This window comes from Gordonia zhenghanii (assembly GCF_021738965.1).
In the GTDB taxonomy this organism is placed as follows: Bacteria; Actinomycetota; Actinomycetes; order Mycobacteriales; family Mycobacteriaceae; genus Gordonia; species Gordonia zhenghanii.
Genome location: NZ_JAKKOQ010000006.1, coordinates 176,865 through 203,319, shown reverse-complemented (window position 1 = coordinate 203,319; position 26,455 = coordinate 176,865). Strand labels below are relative to the sequence as shown.

Here is a 26,455-nt window from a genome sequence, read left to right as displayed (position 1 = left end):
ATCAGATCAGTAGTCGGCCGGCGTCGTCGCGTGACCACGGCGTCGGACTCGAGAGTTACCACGTAGTACCGTGATGTCTGTCATGTTTCGTCCGCTCCGCAGGCTGTGCGGTGCGGACCTGTCGGTCAGAGGGGGCAATCGAGTGCACACCAGTAGGTTCGAGCGTTCGACGGTCGGAGTCCACAGGTGACGGGACCGACACGGTCGCCGAAGGCTGCGGTGGTGGTGAGCCAGCGGATCGTGCAGGAAGCGCTCGATGCCGGTCTTGCGCCCGGCGATCTTCTGCCCTCAGAGAAGATCATGGTCGAGAAGTACCAGATCGGACGCGGCACCCTTCGCGAGGCACTGCGCTTGCTCGAATTCCAGGGCGTCGTCGTCATGAAGCCCGGCCCGCGAGGCGGGCCAGTCCTCCAAAAGCCGAGCGGCGCATTCTTGTCGGGCGCGTTCGTCCTGCTGATGCAGTTGCGGAACGCTCCGCTGCGATCGATCTTCGAGGCGCGCCTGTCCATCGAGCCGGTCATCACCCAGTTGGCGGCGGCCAATATCTCCGACGAACGGCTGGCCGAGGTCGGCGCAACGGTCGAGCAGATGGCGGCGGCGCTCAAGAGTGACCGACGCGCCTTCTTGGAGGCCAACAAGGAATTCCACGACATTATCGCGTGGTCGACGGACAATCCGTTGCTCGGGTATCTCGCGGATTCGCTGCTGGAGGTCACCAACAGCACGATCGTCGGTATGGACTTTCCGCAGGCCCGCAGGAAGGCGACCCTCGCCGCGCACGAATCGATCTTCACCGCGATGAGCAACCGCGACGCCGGAGCCTCGATGGTCGCGATGAGCGAGCACATCGACGACTATCTCAAGTACGCGGAGAAGAAGTTCCCCGACATCATCGGATCCGTCGTCCGCTGGGATCGCGACCTGTAGGCCGGTCAGGCACGCCCCAGCGCAGCCGTCACCTGCTCCACCCAGGTCCCGACGACCTGTGCGCGACGGCGTGAGTCGTCCGACAACGTCCCGGCCAGACCGAGACCGCGCGCGAGGTCGAGCGTGGCCTGCGCGAGGCGGAACGCGTTCGGGTCGGTCCCCTCGGGATCGAGGCCGGCGAGCGTCCTGGTGTGCGCGGCCCGTGCGAACTTGGCCTCCAGCGGCAAGATCTGTTCGCGGAGCGCGGCGTCGGACGCTGCGGCAGCCCACACCTGCAGTGCCGCCCGGAAGTTCCGGCCCACATAGATGTCGACAGCGTGCTCGACGACGACCCGGATCCGCTCGGGTCCCGGCGGCAGGTCGGCCGCGTCGTCAGCTGCGAGCGCTGTCAGATCGGTGAACATCTGATCGAGCGCCGCGGTGATCAGCGCTTCCCGTGTCGGAAAGTGATGCTGGGCGGCGCCGCGCGAGACACCGGCCGCTTCGGCGACGCGAGCGACCGTGGCCGCCGCCCATCCCTGATCAGCGAGGATGTCCACCGTCGACGCCAGCAGCCGCTCGCGCGTCAGCCGAGAACGGTCCTGCTGGGGTTCACGATTCGGCAGGTTCACGACGCACTCGCATCCCACGACGGACGTCGTTTCGACAGGAACGCCGTCATGCCTTCGCGTGCGTCATCGGAAGCGAACAACGCTGCCGACTCAGCGGCACGGGCATCCGCACTGGACCGAAAATCGGCGAGGACACCCGCGGCGGTCAACGCCTTCGAGGCCGCCAGCCCCTGAGGCGACGCCTTCCGAATCCCCTCGCAGACACGTTCGAGTTCGTCGGCGAGGTCGTCGGCGGAATCGACTGCACGGCTGACGATGCCGGACTCCTCGGCGTTGGCAGCCGAGAAGGTCTCGCCGGTGAGGAAATAGCGGCCTGAGGCTCGCGCCGACATCTTCGGCAACAGCACGAGGGAGATCATCGACGGGGCCAGCCCCAGTCGCGACTCAGTGAGCGCGAACGTCGCGTTCGGTCCGGCGAGCGCGATGTCCGCAGCGCCGAGCAGACCGAACCCGCCTGCCCGCACATGACCGTCGACGACGGTCACGATCGGCTTCGCCGTCTCGAGCATCGCGCCCATCAGGTCCGTCATCGCCCTGGTGCCCTCGGCCGTCGCCTCCTCCGGCGAGAGACCACGACCGAGGGCCTCCTTCAGGTCTCCGCCCGCACAGAATGTGCCGCCCGTGTGGGTGAGCACGACAGCGCGGACCGACGCGTCGGCCGCAGCCTCCGCCAGCGCCTGCCGCAGCTGTGCGACCAGCACCGAACTCAACGCATTCCGGTTCCCCGGTGAGTCGAGGGTGATCGTCGCAATGGCTGAGGCGACCTCAGTCCGGACGAGTGTCTCCGTCACGGCGCCTTCCCTTCCTTCTCGCTGATCGAGCCCCATCAGTACGACTTCGGCAACCCCAAGCTCGTCTGTGCGACGAAGTTGAGGATCATCTCGCGACTCACCGGTGCGATTCGGGTCAGCCGCGACAGCGGAACCATTGCTGCCACACCGTATTCCACTGTCAGTCCGTTTCCACCGAGCGTCTGCACCGCCTGATCCACGGTCTTCACGCAGGCTTCGCCCGCCGCGTACTTGGCCATGTTGGCCGGCTCGGCAGCGCCCCACTCGTCACCGTCGTCGTACAGCGTCGCGGCCTTCTGCATCATCAGCTTGGCCATCTCCAACTCGATCTTGCACTGCGCGAGCGGATGCGCGATCGCCTGATGCGAGCCGATCGGAGCCTTCCACACGGTGCGGTCGTTCGCGTAGGCCACGGCCTTCTCGAGCGCGAATCGTCCCATGCCGACGGCCGACGCCGACGCCATGATCCGCTCCGGGTTGAGGCCTGCGAACAACTGACTCAGGGCGGCGTCCTCGGACCCGATGAGTGCATCGGCAGAGAGCCTGACATCGTCGAGGAACAGGGTGAACTGCTTCTCGGGATTCTTCAGGTCCATGTCGATCATCGTGTGACTGAAGCCAGGCGCGTCGGTCGGCACGATGAACAGCGCGGGCTTGAGGCGCCCCGTCTTGGAGTCTTCGGTGCGCGCGACGATCAACACGGCCTGTGCCTGATCGACTCCCGAGATGAAGACCTTCTGACCGGACACGATCCACTCGTCGCCGTCGCGGCGCGCGGTGGTCGTGATGTTGTGCGAGTTCGATCCGGCGTCGGGTTCGGTGATCCCGAACGCCATGGTGACACTGCCGTCGGCCAGGCCCGGAATCCACCGCTGTTTCTGCTCGTCGGTGCCGAACTTGGCGATGATGTTGCCGCAGATCGCGGGCGAGACGACGAGCATGAGCAGACCTGTTCCGGCCGCCGCGATCTCCTCCATGACGATCGCCAGTTCGTACATGCCCGCTCCGCCCCCGCCGTACTCCTCGGGCAGGTTGACGCCGATGAAACCGAGTTCACCGGCCTCCTTCCACATCTCGTCGGTCTTCCTGTCGGAGTTCGCGCAGTCCAGGAAGTACTGCTGGCCGTACTTGTTCGCCAGCCCGCGGACGGCCTCGCGGAGTGCCGTGCGTTCTTCAGTCTCGGTGAAAGTCATGGTGTTTCCCATCTATAGGTCGGTGATGACGGCGAGGACGTCGCCGACGGATACTTGGCGGCCGGCTTCGACAGCGACCACAGACACGACGCCGTCCGACGGTGCGCTGATGGTGTGCTCCATCTTCATCGCCTCCAGCCACAACAATGGCTGGCCAGCTGTGACGGTGTCGCCTTCGGCTGCCGCGACTCGGATCACCGAACCAGGCATCGGCGCGAGCAGTGATCCTGGCCGCGTCTGTGCTGCCGGATCGATGTAGCGCGGAACCCGCGTGAACGCGACCGACGCGCCTGGCCAGTCGACGTTCACGGCCCCGTTCTCCGCCGCCGTCACCGCGTACCGTCTGGTCACTCCGGCGGTCGCCATGACGACCTCCTCCGCGGCGACCGAGCAGACCACTGCGTCGTCCAGATCGGGGAGTTCGATCCCGGCGCGGCCGATCCGGTAACGCGCCACGACCTCGTCACCCGCCGCGGTCGTGTACGTCTTCTGCTGATAACCGGACGCGATGTTCCGCCAGCCCGACGGCAACGAACCGGCCACTCGCGCCGCCGACCGGTTCGCCGCAGACTGAGCGAGCGCAGCCGCGACGGCCGCCGCCTCGACGTCGCCCGCCGAAGCGAGCGGCGCGGCGAGGACGTCCAGTCCGACGGTGTCGAGATACGCGGTATCGGTGTCGCCGGACAAGAACGTCTCGTCGCGCAACGTGCGCACCAGCATGTCCCGGTTGGTCACCAGTCCGTGAATCTTCGCGTCGGCCAGTGTCCGGGCCAGCATCGCCGCCGCCCGGTCGCGGGTCGGCGCCCACGAGATGACCTTGGCGAGCATCGGATCGTAGAACGTGGAGATCTCGCTGCCCGCAGCGATACCGGCGTCGACCCGGATGCCGGGACGCGCGAGCGATTCGAAATGCGCGTCGGCCGGGAGATCGAAGGCGGTGACCGTGCCCGACTGAGGCTGCCAGTCGTTGGCCGGATCCTCCGCATACAAGCGGACCTCGATCGAATGGCCGCTCGCCACCGGCTCCTCGACCGGCAGCGCCTCACCTTCGGCGACACGGATCTGCCATGCGACGAGGTCGATGCCCGTGGTCAACTCCGTGACCGGATGCTCAACCTGCAGACGCGTATTCGTCTCGAGAAAGAAGAACTTGCCGGCGTCGGCATCATTCGACCCGCTCGCTCCGCTCCCGGCGTCGGCATCATTCGACCCGCTCGCTCCGCTCCCGGCGTCGGCTAAGAACTCGACCGTCCCGGCACCTCGATAGCCGATCGACGAGACTGCTTGGCGCGCAGCGTCGTACAGACGCTCACGCATATTCGGACCGATGCGTTCCACGAGCGGAGCCGGAGCTTCCTCGATCACCTTCTGGTGACGGCGCTGAATGGAGCATTCGCGTTCGCCGACGGCCCACACGACACCGTGCTCGTCGGCCATCACCTGTACCTCGATGTGATGGCCGCGCTCGATGTACGGCTCGCAGAACACTGTCGGGTCCCCGAAGGCCGACTCGGCTTCTCGTCTGGCCGCCGCGACCGCGTCACCGAGTTCGGCGAGTTCGCGGACCACCCGCATACCGCGTCCTCCGCCGCCCGCCGACGCCTTGATGAGCAGCGGCAGATCCGACTCCGTCACTGCGTCCGGATCGATGTCGGTGAGGACGGGAACTCCGGCCTTCGCCATCAGTTCTTTGGCGTTGACCTTGGAGCCCATGGCCGTGATCGCGTCCGCGGGCGGGCCGATCCACACCAGACCGGCAGCGACCACGGCCCGCGCGAAATCGGCGTTCTCCGAGAGGAACCCGTAACCGGGGTGGATGGCGTCGGCGCCGGCGGCCCGGGCTGCCGCGATGATCTTCTCGGGCCGGAGATAGGTCTGGGCCGATGTCGAACCGCGAAGCGCGACAGCCGAATCGGCCATCCGCACATGAGGTGCGTCAGCGTCCGGGTCGGAGTACACAGCCACCGTGCCCAACCCCATGGCCTTGCACGTGGTGAACACCCGGCAGGCGATCTCGCCGCGGTTGGCTACCAGAACGGACGTGATGGTCTTAGTCATGAAGTCTCTCCTCACATCCGGAATACGCCGAAGTTGCTTGTGCCCTCGACCGGCGCTGTCGCGATCGCCGACAGCGTCTGCCCGAGGATCGTGCGCGTGTCCCGAGGATCGATCACCCCGTCGTCGTAGAGCATCCCCGACAGAAACGTGGGAACGGACTCCGCTTCGATCTGCGCCTCGATCATGGCTCGCATCCCGGCATCCGCCTCTTCGTCGACGACGCCGCCGCGCGCCTCGGTGGCCGCGCGGGACACGATCGAGATCACGCCTGCCAACTGCTGCGCCCCCATGACGGCACTCTTCGCACTCGGCCACGCGAATAGGAATCGCGGGTCATAGGCCCGGCCGCACATCCCGTAGTGGCCTGCTCCGTAGCTGGCGCCGACGAGGACCGAGATGTGCGGGACCGTCGAGTTGGAGACCGCATTGATCATCATCGCGCCGTGCTTGATGATGCCGCCCTGCTCGTACTCTTTGCCGACCATGTAGCCGGTCGTGTTGTGCAAGAACAGAAGCGGCGTGTCACTGCGGTTGGCGAGTTGGATGAACTGGGTCGCCTTCTGCGCCTCCTGAGAGAACAGAACCCCCTGCGCGTTCGCGAGGATGCCGACCGGGTACCCGTGGATCACGGCCCATCCGGTGCACAACGACGCCCCGTACTCTGGTTTGAACTCATCGAAGTCGCTGCCGTCGACGATGCGGGCGATCACCTCGCGCGGATCGAACGGGATCTTCAAGTCGCCGGGGACGATGCCGAGGAGCTCGGCCTCGTCGTACAGAGGCGCGACGACCTCGGCGGCAGGTGCAGGCCCCTGCTTCCGCCAGTTGAGTCGGGCGACGATTCGTCGTCCGATGCGGACCGCGTCCTGCTCGTCTGCCGCCAGATAGTCGCCGAGTCCGGAGGTGCGCGCGTGCATCGCGCCGCCGCCGAGTTCCTCGTCGTCGCTGACCTCGCCGGTCGCCATCTTGACCAGCGGCGGGCCGCCGAGGAACACCTTGGAACGCTCGTCGATCATCACGACGTGGTCGCTCATGCCGGGAACGTACGCACCACCCGCCGTCGAGTTCCCGAACACGAGCGCGATCGTCGGAATCCCCGAAGCGGACAGTCGCGTCAAGTCGCGGAACATACGGCCGCCGGGAACGAACACTTCCTTCTGTGTCGGGAGGTCGGCGCCGCCGGACTCGACCATGGAGACCAACGGAAGCCGGTTCTGAAGGGCGATGTCGTTGGCGCGCAGAATCTTCCGCAGCGTCCACGGGTTCGACGTTCCGCCTTTGACCGTCGGATCATTGGCGACGATCATGCATTCGACGCCTTCGACGACGCCGAGACCGACGACGACCGATGCGCCGACCGTGAACTGGGATCCGTGCGCGGCGAGCGGACACAGCTCGAGGAATGGCGAGTCCTCGTCGATCATCAGCTCGATGCGTTCGCGGGCCGTCAACTTGCCGCGCTTGCGGTGCCGCTCCACGTACTTCTCGCCGCCGCCCACCAGCACGGCACGGAACTCGACGTCGAGGTCGGCGAGTCTGGCGTTCATCGCGTCGACATTGGCGGCGAACTCGTCAGAAGCCGTGTCGACTCGAGACTTGAGAACGGTCATGCCCGGGTTCCTCTCACTGGGTTCCTCCCATTTGGGTTCGGCTCACTGGGCTCGACCTGACTGGTATCCCAGTCGCTTCGCAGCCAGGCCGGTCAGGATTTCGGTCGTACCGCCGCCGATGCCGATGATGCGCATGTCGCGGTATTGGCGTTCCACTTCGGACTCGCGCATGTAGCCCATGCCGCCGAACAGTTGGACGGCCTTGTTCGCCACCCACTCGCCGGTCTCGACGGCGGTGTTCTTGGCGAAGCAGACCTCGGCGATCAGGTCGTCGTTCGCGCCGGGCGCGACCTGACCGGATTCGACGGCGACCTTCCGTTCGACGACGGCGCGCGTGTAGGTGCGCGCGACATCGATACGGCGCGCCATCTCGGTGACCGAGTCCTGCACCGACTGTCGGGCGATGAGCGGCTTACCGAACGTCTCGCGGTCACGGACCCATTCGAGGGTCAGGTCGAGGCAGCGCTGCGCGCTCGCATACGCCTGTACGGCGAGGGCGGCTCGCTCGGTCACGAAGGCCTGCGCGATCTGCGCGAAACCGGAGTTCTCCGGTCCGACGAGATTCTCGCGCGGAACCCGTGCGTCGACGAACGAAAGTTCTGCAGTGTCCGAGGAGAGCCACCCCATCTTGTCGAGCTTGCGGGCCACCTCGAAACCAGGTGTCCCCTTCTCGACGACGAGCAGTGACACACCGGACGCACCCGTCCCGGAGGTACGCACCGCGGTGACGACGAAGTCGGCACGCACGGCCGAGGTGATGAAGGTCTTGGCACCGTTGACGACGTAGTGGTCGCCGGAGAGCTCCGCTGTCGTCGTGAGATGTCCGACGTCGCTGCCGCCGCCCGGCTCAGTGATCGCGAGGCTGCCGATCAGGCGGCCCTCCAGCGTCGGACGCACCCACTTCTCGATCTGCGCGGGATCGCCTGCCCGGATCAGATGTGGCAAGGCGATGCCGTTGGTGAACAGCGACGCGAACACGCCGCCCGCCCCGCCCCGATAGTGGAACTCCTCGCCGAGGATCGTCGCATCGATCAGGTCGCCGCCCGATCCACCGAACTCTTCGGGGACGCCGAGCCCGAACAGCCCGATCTCAGCTGCCGCCAGATGCAGGTCGCGCGGAATCAGACCGGCCTTCTCCCACTCGTCTTGGTGGCCGACGACGTGCCGCCGCATGAAACCGGCAACCGACTCGCGCAGCGCGAGCCGTTCCGGGCTGTCCCAGATCGGGCTGGGGATAGGCATATGTCTCCTTGTGAAATGTTGTCGTTCGGTCGAGATCCGTCTGCTGGTCGAGATCTCGACTCCGCTCGATCAGCGGGAAGGACTCCGCTCGATCAGCAATACGGGGCTCGATCAGCGGGAGGGACTCCGCTCGATCAGCGGGAAGGGGCTCATCGCACGAACCGCTCCGGCACGTCCACGACTCTCGAACGCAGCCACTCTCCGAGGCCTTTGGCCTGTGGGTCGAAGCGGACGTTCTCGGCCACTCCTCGTCCGAGGACTCCCTCGATGACGAAGTTGAGAGCCTGCAGGTGCGGCAGTCGGTAACGGTGCACCGTCAGATCGACGATCTCGGGCAGCAGTTCTTTGAGCTTGGCGACGGTCATCGTCGTATCGAGCCACTCGAACTCGTCTGCCCCGCCGCGCGCCCACACTCCGATGTTGGCGCTGCCGCCTTTGTCGCCGCTGCGGGCGCCGACGATCTCGCCGATCGGGGTGCGCCGGGTCGGCCCCCAGTCGCCTACCGGCCCGGAGTCGGGAACGCTGACGTCGCGGATCGGCTCGGCACGCAACGGGGACGGCTCGATCAGGACGGACACTCCGTCGGGCTGGTTGACGCGGTGCTCGACGAGGCCGGCGTCGACGTAGCCCGGTTCGAACACCCCGTAGGGCGCTCCGTTGCCGGGCGGCGAGGTCAGCGTGAAGCCGGGGAAGCTGGCCAGCGCCAGTTCCACAGCAGTCGCGCTGAACGAGCGGCCGACCGCGTTGGGATCGGTGTCGCGTGCGACGCACCGCAGCAGGGCGCTGGCCTGTTCCTGCGTATCGGCGTCGGCTCTGTCGAGACGGGACAGCTCCCAGGTCAGCTCGGCTGGCCTCGTCGGCAGCGCGGCCTCGAACTGCTTCTGGAACAGTGCGGCCTTGCTTTCGACGTCGAGCCCGGTGATCACGACGTCGACCTCGTTGCGAGTGCCCGCGAGATGGTTGAGCGAGACTTTGAGATCTTTCGGCGGCGCTTCGCCCCGCACGCCGGTGATCGCGACCCGGTCCCGTCCGGCCGGTGCGAGCTCGATCGTGTCGAGCAGCGCTGTGGCGTCCGGGTTCAAATACCGTGGTCCCTGGATCTCGTACAGGAGTTGCGCGGTGACGGTTCCTACGCTCACCGCGCCGCCGGTGCCGTCGTGCTTCGTGATGATCGATGACCCGTCGGCTGCGACCTCGGCGATCGGGAAGCCGAGTGGCCTGTCCATCGGCACCTCGGTGAAGAACGAGTAGTTGCCGCCGGTCGCCTGGGTTCCGCATTCGATGACGTGGCCTGCGACGACGGCGCCCGCGATGGCATCGAGATCGTCATAGCCCCACCCGAAAGCCGATGCGGCCGCGCCGACGGTCAGCGATGCGTCGGTGACGCGGCCGGTGACGACGACGTCGGCCCCGCGGTCGAGCGCGGCTTTGATGCCGAAGCCGCCGAGGTAGGCGTTGGCGGTGATCGGTGTGCCGAGTCCGAGCTCGGCGGCGCGCGGCGCGAGGTCGTCGCCGTTCACGAAGGCGACTTGCGCGTCGACGCCGAGCCGTTCGGCGAGTTCGCGGAGTGCGACGGCCAGCCCGTGCGGATTGAGCCCGCCCGCGTTGACCACGACCTGCACGTTCTTGTCGACCGCAAGCCCGAGGCTGGTCTCCATCTGCCGCAGGAACGTCTTGGCGTAGCCGCGTGACGGGTCTTTGAGACGATCCTTGCCGAGGATCAGCATGGTCAGCTCGGCGAGGTAGTCACCGGTCAGGTAGTCGAGACTGCCACCGTCCAACATCTCGTGCACGGCACTGAGTCGATCGCCGTAGAAGCCGGATGCGTTGCCGATCCGGACCGAGTCGGAAGCCAAATCAGTGTCCTTCCTTCACCGAGGCTCGCCCAGATCCAGGAGGGCCTGCGAAACATTGCGCAATCGACGCCCACTGCGCCGCGTCGTCGCCGACGAACTCCAGATCGAGGTCGGCGAGGGCGCGGCGCTGTGTCACGAGTTCCGCGAAGTGCAGCGCCGTCCCGCGGACGATGTTCGCCGCGTCGCCCGGCCCCCACGTCCACAGCTCGCCGCTCGGTCCGGTCAGTTCGACGCGGAACGGCTCGACCGGCGGTGTCCGCCCGTTCACCACGTACGCGAAGTCTCGTGTGCGGACACCGATATGGGCGACGTTGCGGAGCCGATCGGTCGGTTCGACGTCGACACCGAGCGCGTCCGCGACATCGAGTCCGTGCGCCCAGGTCTCCATGATGCGAGCAGTCATCATCGACGGCGCAGACATCGGCGGCCCGAACCACGGGAGTCGAACGCCGTCGGGAACTGCGACGAGGGCGCCGACGAGCGCGGTACGTGTCTCGCGCCAGTCAGCGAGGAGTTCGGCGGGTGCGCGCGACGCCTCTACCTCGGCGGCGGCGTCGACGAACCCACTCGTGTCTTGAACCCCCACAGCCAGGACGTCGGAGGCGAATCGATCAGAATCGGTCGCCGCGATCAACGACACCCGGTCGGTCCACAGGACGTGACCTACCTGGTGCGCGATCGTCCAACCCACAGCGGGCGTCGGCCGTGTCCACTCCGCAGCGGGCAGATCGGCCACGAGGTCGTCGAGCGCGGTGTACTCGGCTCGCAGATCGTCAGCGATCGTCATGCGTCGAGCGTCACACACGACACTAAAATAATCAAGCACGAATGATTGTTTTATGCGAGAGTCAGCCACTATCCGTGCCGCTGATCACACTGAAGGCCCTGATAGACAGTTCGACATGAGCCGTAACCCTGCCGACCCGTTCCTCGCCTTCGCCGTCGGCCGGGACGAAGGCTTCGACGGAGCCGTGATGCATCAGTGTCTCGGCACTTCGGTCACCGACCATCGCGGTCTCATCGAACTGCCCGCATTGGCTGTGCTGTTCGACGACCTGGGCGGGTACCGCTTCTACTTCCAGGACCCGTCAACGTCCTCCCTGCAGTCCCGTCTGACGATGTCGATGCTGGCCCGCCCGAGCATCGACGAGCGACTACAGGCGACCGCGGATCTGCGCATGTCCTCGCACGAGTACGGGACGACGAGTGTGGAGGTCACCGGCGCCGACGGTCGAGTGCTCTGCTCGGGCCTGGCACGCAACGTCCGGGTCGGCCGTGCACAGAGCACCGACTCGGTGTCAGGTGTCCCCGTCCCACAGGCCCCGAACGACGTGCCCGCAGTGGACGGCCCTCCCGCCGATGCCACCGGCAGGGACGTGATCGACCAGATCCGACGCGGCGCACCGATCGGCCCGATCGCCGAACTCCTCGGCGGCTCGATCTCTGCAGTGGACGACGACGCGCTCACATTCACGACCGAGACCGCGCCCTGGATGGGCAACATGATGGGCACCATGCACGGCGGAGTGATCGGCGCCGTCGTCGCCCAAGGCTGTTCGTTCGGCGCCCAGCTCCACACCCGCGCCGGACAGCAGTACCAGATCGTCGACTTCACCGTCGCGTTCCTGCGCTCCCCCGCCGTCGACGGCCGCCGCATCCACACCCACGTCACTCCGGTCAAGCTCGGGCGACGTCTCAGCGTGTTCGACGCCGATCTGCGCGACGACGACGGGACACTCCTCGCGCACGCGACGGCGGACGTGCGCTTCGACGTCTGAACCGACGAGACCGACAGGGACCGACGAGACCGACAGGGATCACCCGCGGCGACGCTCGCGATACTCGGACGGCCCGACTCCGTGACGGGCCTTAAACTGATTACGGAACGTCGCGAGCGAACGAAACCCGGACGCCACGGCGACGTCGCCGATATGGACCCGAGCATCTGCGTCGAGCAGTTTACGACCGGCCTCGACCCGACCATCGGTGATCAACATCGCGGGCGACTTCTCCTCGCCCTCGAACATCCGGTACAGGTGTCGCCGCGACACGTGCAGTTCGTCGGCGACCATCTCGGGGGTGAGCGCCGGGTCGCGGCAGCGACGCGCGATCAAGTCAACCGCCGACTGCTTGACGAACAACTTGTCGTCCTGCAACCGATACCGGTCGTCGAGCGTGAGCTCCGACAGCGCGGCCGTGATGAGGTCGAGCACGGCGAGTTCGGTGTCTGCCGCCACCCTCGCACCGGTCATCGACGTCTCGACCGCGAATCGCCGGAGGAACGTCGCGGCGGCACGGGCCAGCGGTGTGTCCTGCCCCGACGGCCGCCGCGGAAGCTCAGCGAGGTACCGGTGAGCCCCGAGCGCCGAGAGTCGGATGAACATTCCGGCCGACTCGTGGATCGACGTCGTCGCCCGGACGAACGGATACAGAGTCGGGACCAGGATCAAATCCCTCGGCGCGTAGCGATATTCCTGGCCACGCTGCCACAGGGTCGACTCCCCACGGATCGGCGAGACACTGGCGATCAGCACCTCGCGCGGGTCCTCCTTGATCGACTCGGCCGTGCACTCGATCCGCACCGGCGACTGCAGCGAACAGTAGACGGCAGACTGCGACAGCATGTGCCCATACCGCACCGTGCGGAGCGGCTCATCGCGATTCGAGGTGAATTCGACGCGGGTAAAGGTGTTCGCGCTCGGCATCGGGTCCACGATCTCCGACGCGTCGACGCCGAGGCCGGCCTTCCACGCCGCGACGACGGACGGAGTCAAACGGTCGGTTCGACTGACTGCCGCCTGCCGCGGCGAGGAGACGCGGGACGGCGAGGAGACGGGAGACGACACATGACCTCCATCGGTGACGATTCGTCCCCTCGGAACAGACCGGGAGGACGGAGAGCAGAACCGCCTCAATCGTGCCAACCCGCAGCACACTTCGTGCCGGATTCACGCATTTGAGGGGGATTCGCCCGTCGCCCGTCAGCGATTCACGACAGGGGAGCCGGGTGACGCCGTCAGCGGAACGTCGCTGACAGTCACACCACCGTCAACGGAAGCGCACGCGACGGCCCGCGATCGGCGAAGGTGAACGACGCTCCGCCGGAGAACCGGACGATCGCCACCTCTCCTGCTTCGCGCTGCGGTTCGCCACGGCCGATCCGGACCAGCTTCTCGAGCGGAGCATCCACCGTCTCGCCGACAACCCACGTCGGGTGGACTGCGGTCGCGGCGGACTGCAGCGCGTCCAGCCTCCCGTCGACGAGAAGACGAAGCCACCCGCCGTCGGCCAGTGCCTTCGAGTCTCGGGCGATATGGACCTCGACGTGCTCGTCGTCGACCGCCTCGGCGTAGAAGCCCGTGTACTGCCGCGGACCGAACACCGGGTTCAGATTCAGCACGTCGGCGAGCGCCTGCGCGTCGGACCGGTCCTCGCACACCGCTGCCCGCACCCGCTCGGAGGCGATGCCCGCAATGCCGATGAGCTGCTTGTCGAAGATGTCGTCCGTCGCCACGTCGTCGGCCCGGCGACTCACTGCGTCGAGGAAGCCGAGCGCCAACAGTTGATGCTGGAGAGTCACTTCTTCCAGGACCCGCCGCAACGCCGACGTCGACCATTCGGCGAAGTTCACGTCCTCCACGAGCGGCCCGCGATAGTCCACCAATCCGTCCGTCGCATCGGGGTCGATCGGCGTCAGCTCCACCGTCGCGGCCTGCGTAACCAGCATCGGCTCGGTCACCTTCGGCAATGGGAGTTCCTCGCGATCGGGTTCGATCGTCACCGCCCACTCGCAGTGCGGCGCACGGTCGGCAGGCATCCGAGGCGGACGATGCACCGGCCGGATGCGCGCACGCCGATTGGTCGCAATGGCCGTCGCGTCGAACGTCGGATCCTCGATGGTGTGGCACATCGCGGTCACGTAGTCCTCCCCCATCGGCTCGACGTCGAGGAGCGCGCCGCAGTGATCGAGCACGAACGAACCGTGGTACTCGTCGTCGATGCGGTACCGGAAGTCCATGAACTGCGGCGGCGCACCGATGTCGAGTTGGAGGCACTTGAACATGTCGACGACGCCGTCGCCGTCGATGCCGAGTGCCGCGCGTATCCGCCCCGTGTACACCGGGCTCGCCGCCATCCACTCTTCGATCGCCACCTGCGCCATCCCGTCTCGGCCGAACGCCGAGATGAGGTGGGCCATGCCGCTCCGGTCGATCAACTGTCCGGTCAGCAACAGCTCCGGTACCAGTGCGGCGAGTTGATCCTTGGTCAGTCGGTCTTTCATCACGTCACTCCTCGACGATCTTCAGTGCCTGTGTCGGGCAGAACTGCACCGCGGCTTCGACCTCGGCTCGCCGCGCCTCGCCGGGGGTCTCATCGAGCAGATTCACGCTGTCTCGGCCCGCTTCGAAGACGTCGGGCGCCTCGAGCTCACACATCCCGTGCCCCTGGCACAGATCCCGGTCGACGACGACGCGCATCACGACGCCTCGGCGGTGGTCTCGGCGTCGTTCAGGTCTCGGCGGCGATAGGCCACACGGCACGGCTGCTGCAGTTGGACGACCATCTTCGAGTGATCGTTTCGGTAGCTGTCCGGATCCTGGACGAGGCTGAACTCGTAGTTGCGCAACAGAACCGAGAAGATCGCCTTGAGCTGCATCATCGCGAACTGAGCGCCAACGCACCGGTGGCGCCCCGCACCGAACGGGATCCACGTCCACCGATTGACGAGGTCTTCCTGACGGCCTTCCGCATACCGGTCCGGATCGAACGAGTCGGGGTCCGGGAAGTCTTCGGGCAGCCGGTTCGAGACGGCAGGCGATACCGCGACCGACTGCCCTTTCTCGACCGTCACGCCGCCGACCTCGAATGCCTCCTGCACCACGCGCATGAGAATGATCAGCGGCGGATGCAGGCGGAGCGCCTCCTTGAGGGCGCCTTCGAGTTTCGGAATCTGGCGCATCGCCGCGAACGAGTACTCGATGCCGTCGGCGTAGATCCCGTCGAGCTCCTCGGTGACCTGCGCGAGATGATCGGGGTTCTTCAGCAACTCGATCAACGTCCACGCCGCCGTGCCCGACGTCGTGTGGTGCCCGGCGAACATCATCGAGATGAAGATGCCGGTGACGGTGTTCGCGTCGAACATCGGCGAACCGTCGTCGTTCATCAGCGAGACGAGGACGTCGACCAGGTCGCGGTCGTCCTTGTTCTCCGGCGGGTTCTCGACACGTCCCTTCATGATCTTCCCGATGAACTCGACGAGTTCGGCACGGGCCGCGTCGCGGCGTCGAAAGCTCTCGATGTCGGCGTGCATGTCGACATACGCAATCGGGTCCGTGCCCTTCTCCAAATCGTGGAAGAGATGAGCGACGTGCACGTCCAACTCCTCTCGGAACTTGCCGCCGATCAGACAGGACGACGACGTGTACAACGTCAGCTCGGCGAAGAACTCCAGAAGGTCGATCTCCCCTTCGTCGCCCCAGTCCGCGATGATTCGTTCGACCTCGAGCGGAATGGTCACCGCGTGCTGCTTCATGTGCGCGCCCTTGAGCGCCTGGTTGTGCAGCATCTCGCTGCGGCGTTCCGGACTGGTGTCGAAGACGACGCCCTCACCGAACACCGGTGTCATGAACGGGTACGCCGCAGCCTGGTCGAGCACTTCGTCCGGTGCGCGGAAGAACTCCTCGTTCGCGGCAGCGCCGCTCACCAGAACCACTTCGCGGTCGGCCAACTGGAACGTCCCGACGTCGCCGCACTCGTCGCGCACGCGCTGGAACAGAGCGATCGGATCGGTGGCCATCTCGTCGAGGTGGCCGTGCTCGCCTGCCCCGCCGGACACGCGCTTTGAGGTGACAGCAGTCATGTCGGTTCTCCTTGAGACTGTTGATGTTTTCGGGGGTTTGGGGGATCTCGATCAGCAGCGAGGCTCAACCCGAGGTCGTGGCGGTCAGTTTGCCTTCGGCTTCGACGTCGACGGCCTTCATGTGTGCCCCCGGCGGGAGCGTCACCATCGCCAAGACCGCGTGCGCGAGGTTGTCGGGTTCCAGGAAGTGCCCGTGCCTGGCGAGGCCGAACTCCACCCAGTCGCCGAGCATGCTCTCAGTGGCCTTCTGATCCAGGTTCATGCCCATGCCGGTCATCGTCTGACCGGGACGGACGAGGCCCGTACGGACACCCGTGCCCTCGAGTTCCATGTAGGCGGTCGCGACGAGTCCTTCGACCCCGAACTTGGCTGCGACGTACGCCGACGACCACGGGCGCGGATGCGAGACGACGTCGGAACTGATGAACACGAAGTCGCCGCGACGGCGCTCGATCATGTCGGGGACCACTGCGCGGTACAGGCGGTACGCGCCGACCAGGTGGACGTCGATCTGCGCCGCCCACTCGTCCACGGCCATCTCGTGGGCGCGACCGATCTGCAGATCACCCGCCCCGGAGACCACGATCTCCAACGGTCCGAGAACGTCCTGCGCGGACTTCACCGCAGAGGACACCGACTCGTCCGACGTGACGTCGAGTTCCACCGCGACCGCTTCCCCGCCTGCACCGTTGATCTCGTCGGCGAGTGCGGCGAGCTTGTCGACACGGCGGGCGCCGAGCGCCACCGGGTAGCCGAGACCGCCGAGTCGTCGAGCGGTGGCCTCACCGATTCCGGACGATGCGCCTGCGACGAGGACGGGACGGCGGTCGGGGTGCGGCTGGAATCTCATCGCGAGTCACCGGGCCTTCACGGTCATGGGAAGGTCTGCGAAGCCGCGGACGTTCACCGAGTGGACACGAGCCGCACGTTCGAAGTCGATGTCGAACGAGCTGATGGTCCGAGCTATCTGCGCGAGACCGATCTCGGTCTCCAGTCGAGCGAGGTGTGCTCCGAGGCAGAAGTGCGTGCCCAGGCCGAAGCTCATGATGGTGCGGTCGCTGTCGCGTCCGATCACGAACCGGTCGGCGTCGTCGCCGAAGATCTCTTCGTCGCGATTCGCCGAACCGATCAACAGCAGGACACGATCGCCCGCCGGGATCGTGAACTCGCCGTACTCGACGTCTTCGACGACCCGGCGGATCAGCATCTGGGTGGACGTGTCGTAGCGCAGCGTCTCCTGCACCCACGGACCGACGGCTTCGAGTGCGGAGTCCTCGTCGGTCGCCGCCGCGATGATCGGAGCGATCTGGTCGGAGCTTCGTCCACCCCAGAACATCGAGTTCGCGAGCAGCTTGGTGGTCGTCTCGTTACCGGCCACGACCATCAGCATCATGAAGCCGACGATCTCCTCGTCGCTCAACGCGGTGCGTTCGCCGCCGTCGACGAGTTCTGCGGTCGTCAATGCCGACACCAGGTCGTCGCCCGGGTTCTTGCGGCGCTCGGCGAGCAGCGAGGTGTAGAAGCCGTGCAGATCGAGGTAGGCGTTGATCGCTCCGGGCGGGACGTCGGTGACGCCCTCTTCGCGGTGGATCAACAGGTCCGACTGCTTCCGCAGGTGGGCACGGTCGGCCTCTCCGACGCCGAGGAGCTCGGACACCACATCCATCGGGAGGAGTCCGGCGAAGTCGTGGACGAAGTCGAACTCGCCCATCTCCAAGCACCGGTCCCAGTGCTGAGCGGTCAGTTCTGCGATCCGCGGTGCGAGCTGACCGACGCGACGCGGCGTGAAGCCTTTCGAGACGAGTTTGCGCAGACGCAGGTGGCGCGGGTCGTCCATCGCGAGGAAGCTCATCGAATACTCGGCGTTCTTGTTGTACGCCGTCGGGTCCAGCGACACGCCCCAACTGTTCGACAGGCGAACGTTGTCACGGAACGCTTCGGTGACGTCTTCGTGACGGGACAGCGCCCAGAAGTCCCCCTCGGTGTTGCGGTACACCGGAGCCTCCGCCCGGAGCCTCGCGTACGTCGGATACGGATCCTCGTGAAAGTCGTAGTCGTACGGATCAAACGGAATCTTTTGCTGCATACCAGAATCGGCGACAGTCATGCGTGTCCCATCAGTAGTGCGGCGGCTGCGACGAGCCGCTCGGAGGTCGCTTCGTAGCTGAGATGCCCCATGCCCGCGGTGACCAAACCACCCGCATAGAGCATCTGGAGCGCGTCGACGAGCCCCTGAGGGTCGTCGACGTCGTCGGCGACAGCAGCCGACAGTCGGTCGTGAATGAAGCCACCGATCCTCAGCCGCAGATGCTGCGACTCCGGATCGTCGGACAGAAGCGCGACGGTGACCGCGCCGCCGAGTTGTCCCTCCCCCGCGACGACCATCGACACTCCGCGCAGGACCTGCGCGACGCGCTCGAACACCGGTGACGCCGGATCCGGTTCGGGGACCCCGACGGCGAGTCGCCGCCAGAACACCTCGGCGACGAGGTGACCTTTGGAGCTGAAATAGGTGTATGCCGTCGCCGGCGCGACACCGGCCCGCTTCGCGACGTCCCGCACCGACAGCTTGTCGAATCCGTCCGCCAACACGATCTCGACGGCCGCGTCGGTCATCCTCGTGATCTTCTCCGCCTGTTGCGGAGTGAGCCGCCGACGAGTGGATTCGGTTTCCAAGGAAGTGGACATGGGAATGACCGTACCCGCGCATCGAAACAAAGTCCAGACACCTGTCCAGAATGGAATCCGGCTAGTGGTTCAGACGTGAAATGGAATACGTTCTACCTGTGGGGCGGTACTGCAATCCGCTCTTGACCCTCATCTTCCGGCACCTCACGATCGAGGTTCCACCGACCCCGAGGTGAATTATGGACTTTCGATTCGAGGACGTCAGCCCCGAAGAGGTCGAGCGGCGCATCAGCGTGGTCGAGCCGTTGACCGACTCGGTTCGCGACCTCATCGACGCCGTCATACGGACCAACGCCGACGACGATTCGCTCGACCAAGCGCGACGCGAGATCGAGGCGATCGTCGCTCGCCTTCGCTCCGACCAGAAACCCGGAGCCTTCGGCGTCCCGTTCACCCGTGACCTCGTCGGGATGCCGTGGGGCAATGCCGCAATGGGCGCCCGCAACGCGATTGCGCCGCCGCTTCGCACGGCCAGCGTCGACGGCGCCATGACCGCCGAGGTGACGCTCGGCGCCGCCTACGAAGGGCCGGGCGGACACGTGCACGGCGGTGTTCTCGCCCTGCTCCTGGACCAACTCGTCGGCGAGTGCGCGAGCGATCTCAGCTCGATTCCTCACTTCACCGGCACTCTGACCATGCGTTACCTTCGTCCGACAAAGCTCGGGCCGGTCTCGCTGCACGCCGAGGTCACCGAGGCGCAGGGCCGCAAGGTGTTCATTCACGCCGAAGTCCGCGACGACGAGGGCCCAACCGTCGAAGGTCAAGCGATCATGATCCGCCCCAAGGATTTTCCCGGGCACGACGAGTTGCTGGCCGCCATCTCCGAGTCAGAGTGATGTACTCGAGGGCGCGACGGTAGCGTCGGAGCCATGTGCGACGACCACGATGTGCAGCCGTTCTCGGCGGCCGAGGCGAATGCCGTCCGTGAACGCTGGGAGCACCTGGGACTCCCCGGAATCATCGACGTGCACACGCATTTCATGCCGGGGCGCGTCCTCGACAAGGTGTGGGCGTATTTCGACTCGGCGGGACCGATGATCGGCCGTGAATGGCCGATCACCTATCGCGCCGAAGAAGACACCCGGGTCGACACGCTCCGCAACTTCGGCGTGCTCGCCTATTCATCGATGCTCTACCCACACAAGCCGGGGATGGCGCAGTGGCTCAACTCGTGGGCCGCCGACTTCGCAGCCGGACACCCCGACTGCCTCCACACGTCGACCTTCTACCCCGAGCCCGGGGCGGGCGACTACGTGCGGACGGCGATCGACGCCGGGACCCGGGTCTTCAAGTCGCATGTGCAGGTCGGCGAGTACTCGCCGATCGATCCGCTGCTCGACGACGTCTGGGGCGCGATCGACGACGCGCAGACGCCCGTGGTGATCCACTGCGGCTCCGGGCCTGCCTCGGGCACGTTCACCGGGCCGGAGCCGATCGAGACCCTGATGTCCCGATTTCCGACGCTGCCGTTGATCGTCGCCCATATGGGGACGCCCGAGCATGCCGAATTCCTCTCTCTGGCCGAGAGATTCGAGAACATCCGCCTCGACACGACTATGTCGTTCACCGACTTCTCCGAGCAGAACGCCCCGTACCCGCGCGATCTCCTGCCTCGCGTGTCCGACCTCGGCGACAAGATCCTGTTCGGCAGCGACTTCCCGAACATCCCGTACGGGTACGCGCACGCCATCGACGCGGTGCTCCGCCTCGACTTCGGCGACGACTGGTCGCGCCGGGTCCTCCACGACAACGCCGCCAGCCTGTTCGAGATCGGATAACCGCGCATGCTCGTCGACACCACGCTCACCTGTCCGCTCGACGAGATGCCTGCCCGCGCAGCCGCCGCTGAGGAGTCCGGGTACGACGGGGTGTGGACCTTCGAGGGCGCGCACGACCCGTTCCTACCGTTGCTCCTCGCCGCCGAGCACACCGAGACCCTCACTCTCGGCACGTCGATCGCCGTCGCGTTCGGGCGGAACCCTTTGCTGTTGGCGACCATGGGCTGGGACCTGCAGGCGTATTCGCGCGGGCGGTTCGTGCTGGGGCTCGGCACCCAGATCAGGCCGCACATCGAACGACGCTATTCGATGCCGTGGAGTCGTCCGGCCGACCGGATGCGCGACCTGGTGACCGCGGTCCGAGCGATCTGGGACAGTTGGCTCACCGGCGGACGCCTCGACCACCGCGGCGAGTTCTACACCCAGACGCTCATGCCGCCGCTGTTCCGACCGGAGGCAGGCGACGTCGACGGTTTCGGTCCTCCGCCGGTGTGGCTCGCCGGTGTCGGGCCGCGCATGACCCGAGTCGCAGGCGAGGTCGCCGACGGATTCCTGTCCCATCCGCTGGCCACTCCGGAGTTCCTGCGCGACACGACGCTCGTCGCGCTCGACGACGGCGCCGCAGGCCGCCCACGTCCCGCCGTGCACCATTCGGCGATGGTGATCGTCGGACGCGACGACACCGAGCGTTCCGCCGCGCGGGCCGCCGTCCGGGCCCAGATCGGCTTCTACGGTTCGACGCCCGCCTACCGCCGGGTCCTCGACTCGGTCGGGTTCGGCGATCTTCAACCGCAGCTCCGCGAGCTCACCAGGGACGGCGACTGGCAGGCGATCGCCCGGCTCGTGCCCGACGACCTCGTCGACGCCGTCGCAGTGACGGTGGACGATCCCGCCGAGGGCGCGGCCGAGATCCTGCGACGGTACGGACCATCGGTCGACCGCCTCGGCTTCAACACCCCCTACCGTGCGGACCCGGACTTGCTCGCCGGTCTCGCTCGCGAAGTCCGACGAATCGACGGCTAGAAACGCTTCCCGCGACGGTCAGCGGTCCCCGCTATTGGACACTCCAGTAGCGGGACACACCGAGCGTCGCGGGAGTCGCGATCCACTGCGTGAGGAGAACTACTCCGAGACGTGGACGACGGCCTTGCCCTTGATCCGACCGTTGGCGAGATCGTCCAGCGCCGTCGGGAGCTGGTCGAGTTCGTAGGTGTGCGACACCGGCGGACGCATCCCGGCAGCGATCATCTCGGTGAGTTCGTCGTGCAGCAGCGCGGGCAGTCCGGGGTCCTTCTTGGTGATGTACTCGCCCCACGCCGCGCCGACGATCGAGATGTTCCGGAACAGGACGCGATTGAGTTTGACCGTCGGGATCCCACCGGCCGCGAAGCCGATCACGACGTACCGGCCGTCTGCGCCGACGGTGCGCAACGCCTCGTCGAAGACGTCGCCGCCGACGGGGTCGATCAGCACGTCGACGCCGCCGTCGGACAGTTCGAGGACCTTGTCCTTCCATCCGTCGGTCAACTGCACGACCTCGTCGGCTCCGAGACCGCGCAGCATCTCCTCTTGGCCGGTGCGGTGCACCACGGCGATCACCTTGGCGCCCATGGCCTTCGCGACGAGGATCGACGCGACGCCCACTCCGCCCGCCGAGCCGAGGACGGCGACGACCTCGCCAGGAGCTGTCTGGGCCCTGACCTTCAGTGCGAACAGCGCCGTCTGGAAGTTGATGCCCATCGCCGCGCCCTCGTCGAACGTCAACTCGCCGGGCATCGGCACGATCTGCCTCTCGGCCGCGGCGACGCGCTCACCGAACCCGCCGATCAGCGAGGTCACGAGGACACGATCGCCCACGGCGTACGCCCCACCGTCCGGAGCCTGCGCGACGACACCGGCCACCTCGGTGCCCGGGACGTACGGGACCGGCGGACGGATCTGATATTTGCCCTGAGACATGAGCAGGTCAGGGAAGCACACACCGCACGAACGGACGTCGACCAGATACTGGCCGTCCTGCGCCTCCGGGGCTGCGACTTCTTGGAGTTCGAGTCCGTCGGGGCCGGTCTCGCTGACGATCATCTGAGCCTTCATGGGTTTCACCGTAGCTGTAATACACACCACCCGTACGATCGAGTCATGTCTTCGCCCACTGGATGTTCCACGCTGCCCGACGACCGCCGCAAGGTCGCCGACGACACACCCGGCTTCATGCCGGCCGACGAGGCCGACGCCTTGCACGGCGTCGCGGATCGTTTTCTGTCCCAGCCTGATTCCGTCGGAATCGGCGTCGAGATAGGCACCTATTGCGGGAAGTCGACTGTCTACCTCGGTGACGCTGCACAGCGCCACGGCGCGCTCATCGTGACCGTCGACCATCACCGCGGTTCCGAAGAGCACCAGCCGGGCTGGGAGTACCACGACACGGCCCTCGTCGACGAGCACGCAGGCATCTTGGACACTGCGGCACGATTCCGCCGGACCATGTTCGACGCGAGGCTCGAGGAGACCGTCCTCGGGCTGCTCGCACCGTCGACGGCCGCCGCCCGCGTATGGGGTCGGCCCGCGGACTTCGTGTTCATCGACGGCGGGCATTCGATGGAGGCCGCCCAGAACGACTACGACGGATGGGCCCAGTGGGTGCGTCCCGGCGGCGCGCTGCTGATCCACGACGTCTTCCCCGACCCTGCGGACGGCGGACGGCCACCCTACGAGATCTATTGCCAGGCAATCGACTCCGGCCAGTTCACCGAGGCCGAGGTGCACGGCTCGTTGCGCGTGCTGATCCGCAGTTAGCCGACCACGCGACTGGCGGCGACGTCGCGGAAGATCCCGCTTCCCGGCGTCGCCCGGCTGATCGCATCGGCCGCGAGGACGACAGCCGCGGCCGTCCAACAACTGAGCTCCACCGGCCAGCGTTTTCCGTCGGAGAAGACCAGCCCGGTCCAGTACGAACCGTCGTCCTCGCGCAGATGCTGGATCGACTGCACGAGTTCGGTGGCGACGTCGGCGTCGCCGACGGCTTCGCAGGCCATGGCGAGTTCGCACGTCTCCGCGCCCGTCACCCACGGATGATCGTCGACGCAGCGTGCACCCAAACCGTCGACGACGAAGTCAGACCACCGGGCGTCGATGAGATCGCGTCCCGCGTCGCCCCGTACCGCACCGCCGAGGACCGGGTAGTACCAATCCATCGAATGCTGCGACACCGGGTCGAGAACGCCCCGATCGCCGGTCCACCGCGCGAACACGTCACCGAGACGACGTCGTGCCCTCTCCCACGACTGCCTCGGCTCGTCGAGGATCTCGGCGATTCGCACCGCACAGTCCAACGCCGAGAAGATGCTGGCGTTACCGGTGATGAGAGCGTTCGGGAACATTGCACCGCTCTCGTGGTCGGCGGCCCAGCGGAAGGCTCCGTCGTCGCGCACGAACGCGAGCGTCCGGTCGATCGCGGCCCGAACGGTCGGCCACATCCGACGCAGGAACCCCGCGTCGTCGAACACTAGGAAGTGGTGCCAGACGCCGACCGCGATGTACGCGCAGAAGTTGCTGTCGACGCCGGGATCGACGACCCGGCCCGCCCGCAACTCGATGGGCCACGACCCGTCCGCCCGTTGAGTCCGACGCGACCACGCGTAGGCGGCTTCGGCCTCCCGCCGCAATCCGCAGGCCGACAGCGCCATCGCCGATTCGATGTGATCCCACGGATCGGTCTTGCCGCCGGGGAACCACGGCAGGGCGCCGGACGGCTCCTGCATCCCGGCGATCGACTGCCCCGTCGCCCGGACCTGGGTCGGAGTGAGGACTCCGTCGATGTACGGGACCGCCATCCCTATACCGGTTTACGCAGGTAGATGGCGACCGATTTGCCGACGAGCGGGTTGAGCAGTTGCTCGCCGACGCGCGTCACCCACGGCTTGCTCATCATGTCCCACACGAGTATTTTGTGATAGCCCTTGACCAGTGGGTTGTCGTCGTTCTCGACGCCGACCGCACATTTGAGCCACCAGTACGGCGCGTGCAATGCGTGCGCGTGGTCGGTGCCGTCGACTTCCAGTCCGGCCGCCGCGAGCTTCGCCGCCAGCTCGGAGGCCCTGTAGATGCGGACGTGGCCGCCTTCGACCTCGTGGTACTCGTCCGAGAGCGCCCAGCAGATCTTCTCCGGCCAGAACCGCGGCACAGTGACCGCTGCATGACCGCCCGGTTTGAGGATGCGGACCATCTCGGCAATCGCCGACTCGTCGTCGGGGATATGCTCCAGGATCTCGGACATGAGCACGACGTCGAACGACTCGTCCTCGTACGGCAGTCCGAGAGCGTCGCCGACTCGCGCGTCGGCGTTCCCGGTCTCGGGGACCTCACCCGCTGCGACCAGTGCACCGAACATCTCCGAGACGTCGGCCATGTCGGACGCGCTCATGTCGAATGCGGTCACCTCGGCTCCGCGGCGCAGCATCTCGTACGAGTGCCGTCCCTGACCGGCGCCGATGTCGATGACTCGCACACCCGGACCGACGTTGAGTCGATCGAAGTCGACTGTCAGCATGTTGTTCCCTTTCGTCCCCGGGTGGATTCGATCGCCGCGCGATACCGCTCGACCGTGGTGGCGGCGACCGCCGACCAGCTGTACTTCGCCGATACTCGCTCACGGCCTCCCCGACCGAGGCGAGCACGCAGATCGTCGTCGTCGAACAACCGCAGGAAGGCTTGTGCGAGTTGTCCGGCGTCGCCGGCATCGACGAGCACGGCAGCTTCCTCGTTCTCGCCGACCACCTCGGGGATCGCACCCGCGCGGGTCGCGACCAACGGCGTCCCACAGCTCATCGCCTCGACGGCCGGGAGGGAGAAGCCCTCGTACAACGACGGGACGCACGCGATCTCCGCACTCGCCAACAGATTCGCGAGCTCGGCGTCGTCGATGCCCGACACGACCGACACCCGGTCGACGATCGAGAGCTCATCGATCAACGCGGCGGACGGACCGTCGGGGGCGAGCTTGGACACGAGCGTCAGGTGCACGGGCTGTTCGGCCGCGACTTTCGCGACCGCCTCCAGCAGGTACGAGACGCCCTTGAGTGGAGCGTCGGCGCTGGCGACGCACACGATATGCCCCCGCTCGCGGTCGCCGCGCGGTGCGAACACCTCGGTGTCGACACCGAGTGGGATCGTCGCCAGCGAGTCCTCGCTGACCCGGAACGCGCTCCTGATGTCTTCTTCGCTGCTGCGCGAGACCGTCAACAACGACGGGATGCGACGCGCGACGCGTCCCTGCATCGCGAGGAACGAGTGCCACCGCCAGGCACTGATCTTCTTGATGCCGCGCGCCGCGCGCACGGCGAGGGCGCGGTCGCGCGTTATCGGATGGTGAATGGTCGCGACCAGCGGGAAGCCGGCGCGCTTGACCGACAGGAGTCCGTATCCGAGGCACTGGTTGTCGTGTACGACGTCGAACCCTCCGGTCGGGTCCCCCGCCGCGGCGCTCGCTCGGCGACGCTCCTTCAACAGCCGCGCTACACGGAGGCTGAACGTCAACGGTTCACCGAACGCCGCCGTCCACATCTGCGCGACCTCGACGACGTCGATCCAGTCGCGGTACTCCTTGGGGCGCGGAGTCCGGAACGGGTCGGGCTCGCCGAACAAGTCGAGACTCGGCACCTTCGTCAGAGTGACGCCCGCGTCGAGCGCCGACTCGTCGAGGTCCGGGTACGGCTGACCCGAGAATATCTCCACGTCGTGGCCGAGCAACGCGATCTCGCGCGCCAGATGACGGACGTAGACGCCCTGCCCGCCGCAGTGCGGCTTGCTGCGGTACGACAGCAGCGCGATGCGCAACCGATC

General features: G+C 66.6%; 25 protein-coding genes. 6 read left to right on the top strand and 19 right to left on the bottom strand.

Features of this window, described 5'->3' with window-relative positions:
* Positions 1-186 precede the first annotated feature (186 nt).
* The gene (locus L5G32_RS07755; protein ID WP_237010452.1) at positions 187-927 is read left to right on the top strand and encodes a FadR/GntR family transcriptional regulator; all 741 of its coding nucleotides are present in this window, start codon (positions 187-189) and stop codon (positions 925-927) included.
* Between the two features lie 5 nt (positions 928-932).
* Here L5G32_RS07755 and L5G32_RS07750 read toward each other — a convergent pair whose 3' ends face one another.
* From L5G32_RS07750 to L5G32_RS07715, 8 genes are all read right to left on the bottom strand, one after another.
* Positions 933-1,538 (bottom strand): TetR/AcrR family transcriptional regulator, encoded by a 606-nt coding sequence (locus L5G32_RS07750; protein WP_237010451.1) that lies wholly within the window; start codon positions 1,536-1,538, stop codon positions 933-935.
* Complete coding sequence (locus L5G32_RS07745) at positions 1,535-2,329, bottom strand: enoyl-CoA hydratase family protein (RefSeq protein WP_237010450.1); 795 nt, start codon at positions 2,327-2,329, stop codon at positions 1,535-1,537. Before L5G32_RS07745 ends, L5G32_RS07750 begins: the two co-directional genes overlap by 4 nt.
* A gap of 35 nt (positions 2,330-2,364) precedes the next feature.
* Positions 2,365-3,522 carry an acyl-CoA dehydrogenase family protein gene (locus L5G32_RS07740; RefSeq protein WP_237010449.1) on the bottom strand — a complete coding sequence of 386 codons (1,158 nt, stop codon included), beginning with the start codon at positions 3,520-3,522 and terminating at the stop codon, positions 2,365-2,367.
* Between the two features lie 12 nt (positions 3,523-3,534).
* Positions 3,535-5,580, bottom strand: a complete 2,046-nt coding sequence (locus L5G32_RS07735) for an ATP-binding protein (RefSeq protein ID WP_237010448.1) — start codon at positions 5,578-5,580, stop codon at positions 3,535-3,537.
* 11 nt (positions 5,581-5,591) lie between these two features.
* Entirely contained in the window at positions 5,592-7,190 is a 1,599-nt protein-coding gene (locus tag L5G32_RS07730) for an acyl-CoA carboxylase subunit beta (RefSeq protein ID WP_237010447.1), read from the bottom strand.
* Positions 7,191-7,232: 42 nt separating this feature from the next.
* Positions 7,233-8,432, bottom strand: coding sequence for an acyl-CoA dehydrogenase family protein (locus L5G32_RS07725; RefSeq protein WP_237010446.1), 1,200 nt, complete (start codon positions 8,430-8,432; stop codon positions 7,233-7,235).
* Positions 8,433-8,581: 149 nt separating this feature from the next.
* Positions 8,582-10,288, bottom strand: a complete 1,707-nt coding sequence (locus L5G32_RS07720) for an acyclic terpene utilization AtuA family protein (RefSeq protein WP_265738788.1) — start codon at positions 10,286-10,288, stop codon at positions 8,582-8,584.
* Position 10,289: 1 nt separating this feature from the next.
* Positions 10,290-11,075, bottom strand: a complete 786-nt coding sequence (locus L5G32_RS07715) for a TIGR03084 family metal-binding protein (protein WP_237010445.1) — start codon at positions 11,073-11,075, stop codon at positions 10,290-10,292.
* Between the two features lie 115 nt (positions 11,076-11,190).
* On the opposite strand from L5G32_RS07715, the gene L5G32_RS07710 reads away from it, so the two are divergent.
* Positions 11,191-12,066, top strand: a complete 876-nt coding sequence (locus L5G32_RS07710) for a PaaI family thioesterase (RefSeq protein ID WP_237010444.1) — start codon at positions 11,191-11,193, stop codon at positions 12,064-12,066.
* A 39-nt stretch (positions 12,067-12,105) separates the two neighbouring features.
* Here L5G32_RS07710 and L5G32_RS19365 read toward each other — a convergent pair whose 3' ends face one another.
* From L5G32_RS19365 to L5G32_RS07675, 7 genes are all read right to left on the bottom strand, one after another.
* The gene (locus L5G32_RS19365) at positions 12,106-13,134 is read right to left on the bottom strand and encodes a helix-turn-helix transcriptional regulator (RefSeq protein WP_237010443.1); all 1,029 of its coding nucleotides are present in this window, start codon (positions 13,132-13,134) and stop codon (positions 12,106-12,108) included.
* 191 nt (positions 13,135-13,325) lie between these two features.
* On the bottom strand, positions 13,326-14,570 hold the full coding sequence (locus tag L5G32_RS07700) for a hypothetical protein (protein WP_237010442.1): 1,245 nt from the start codon (positions 14,568-14,570) through the stop codon (positions 13,326-13,328).
* A gap of 4 nt (positions 14,571-14,574) precedes the next feature.
* Positions 14,575-14,766, bottom strand: coding sequence for a ferredoxin (locus L5G32_RS07695; RefSeq protein WP_237010441.1), 192 nt, complete (start codon positions 14,764-14,766; stop codon positions 14,575-14,577).
* Positions 14,766-16,148 carry a cytochrome P450 gene (locus L5G32_RS07690; protein WP_237010440.1) on the bottom strand — a complete coding sequence of 461 codons (1,383 nt, stop codon included), beginning with the start codon at positions 16,146-16,148 and terminating at the stop codon, positions 14,766-14,768. Before L5G32_RS07690 ends, L5G32_RS07695 begins: the two co-directional genes overlap by 1 nt.
* Positions 16,149-16,212: 64 nt before the next feature.
* The gene (locus L5G32_RS07685; protein ID WP_237010439.1) at positions 16,213-16,998 is read right to left on the bottom strand and encodes an SDR family oxidoreductase; all 786 of its coding nucleotides are present in this window, start codon (positions 16,996-16,998) and stop codon (positions 16,213-16,215) included.
* Between the two features lie 6 nt (positions 16,999-17,004).
* Positions 17,005-18,255 carry a cytochrome P450 gene (locus L5G32_RS07680; protein ID WP_237010438.1) on the bottom strand — a complete coding sequence of 417 codons (1,251 nt, stop codon included), beginning with the start codon at positions 18,253-18,255 and terminating at the stop codon, positions 17,005-17,007.
* Complete coding sequence (locus L5G32_RS07675) at positions 18,252-18,836, bottom strand: TetR/AcrR family transcriptional regulator (protein WP_237010437.1); 585 nt, start codon at positions 18,834-18,836, stop codon at positions 18,252-18,254. The genes L5G32_RS07680 and L5G32_RS07675 overlap by 4 nt, the downstream gene beginning before the upstream one ends.
* A 179-nt stretch (positions 18,837-19,015) precedes the next feature.
* Between L5G32_RS07675 and L5G32_RS07670 the strand changes: the two genes are divergently transcribed.
* From L5G32_RS07670 to L5G32_RS07660, 3 genes are read left to right on the top strand one after another with little or no spacing between them, the layout of a single operon-like run.
* Positions 19,016-19,672, top strand: a complete 657-nt coding sequence (locus tag L5G32_RS07670; protein ID WP_237010436.1) for a hotdog domain-containing protein — start codon at positions 19,016-19,018, stop codon at positions 19,670-19,672.
* Positions 19,673-19,705: 33 nt separating this feature from the next.
* Positions 19,706-20,614 carry an amidohydrolase family protein gene (locus L5G32_RS07665; RefSeq protein ID WP_237010435.1) on the top strand — a complete coding sequence of 303 codons (909 nt, stop codon included), beginning with the start codon at positions 19,706-19,708 and terminating at the stop codon, positions 20,612-20,614.
* Between the two features lie 6 nt (positions 20,615-20,620).
* Positions 20,621-21,637, top strand: coding sequence for a TIGR03617 family F420-dependent LLM class oxidoreductase (locus L5G32_RS07660; RefSeq protein WP_237010434.1), 1,017 nt, complete (start codon positions 20,621-20,623; stop codon positions 21,635-21,637).
* Positions 21,638-21,736: 99 nt separating this feature from the next.
* On the opposite strand, the gene L5G32_RS07655 is transcribed toward L5G32_RS07660, so the two are convergent.
* A complete protein-coding gene (locus tag L5G32_RS07655) occupies positions 21,737-22,708 on the bottom strand; it encodes an NADPH:quinone oxidoreductase family protein (RefSeq protein ID WP_237010433.1) in 972 nt (323 codons plus the stop codon).
* A 45-nt stretch (positions 22,709-22,753) separates the two neighbouring features.
* Here L5G32_RS07655 and L5G32_RS07650 point away from each other — a divergent pair, with 45 nt between their 5' ends.
* The gene (locus L5G32_RS07650) at positions 22,754-23,410 is read left to right on the top strand and encodes a class I SAM-dependent methyltransferase (RefSeq protein WP_237010432.1); all 657 of its coding nucleotides are present in this window, start codon (positions 22,754-22,756) and stop codon (positions 23,408-23,410) included.
* Here L5G32_RS07650 and L5G32_RS07645 read toward each other — a convergent pair.
* The 3 genes from L5G32_RS07645 to L5G32_RS07635 are packed head-to-tail and all read right to left on the bottom strand — an operon-like array spanning position 23,407 to position 26,449.
* A complete protein-coding gene (locus L5G32_RS07645) occupies positions 23,407-24,447 on the bottom strand; it encodes a glucosidase family protein (protein ID WP_237010431.1) in 1,041 nt (346 codons plus the stop codon). The two genes, L5G32_RS07650 and L5G32_RS07645, sit on opposite strands and share 4 nt — an antisense overlap.
* A gap of 2 nt (positions 24,448-24,449) precedes the next feature.
* The gene (locus L5G32_RS07640) at positions 24,450-25,163 is read right to left on the bottom strand and encodes a class I SAM-dependent methyltransferase (RefSeq protein WP_237010430.1); all 714 of its coding nucleotides are present in this window, start codon (positions 25,161-25,163) and stop codon (positions 24,450-24,452) included.
* Positions 25,157-26,449: a glycosyltransferase family 4 protein gene (locus L5G32_RS07635; protein ID WP_237010628.1), complete on the bottom strand. Its 1,293-nt coding sequence runs from the start codon at positions 26,447-26,449 to the stop codon at positions 25,157-25,159. Before L5G32_RS07635 ends, L5G32_RS07640 begins: the two co-directional genes overlap by 7 nt.
* Positions 26,450-26,455 lie beyond the last annotated feature (6 nt).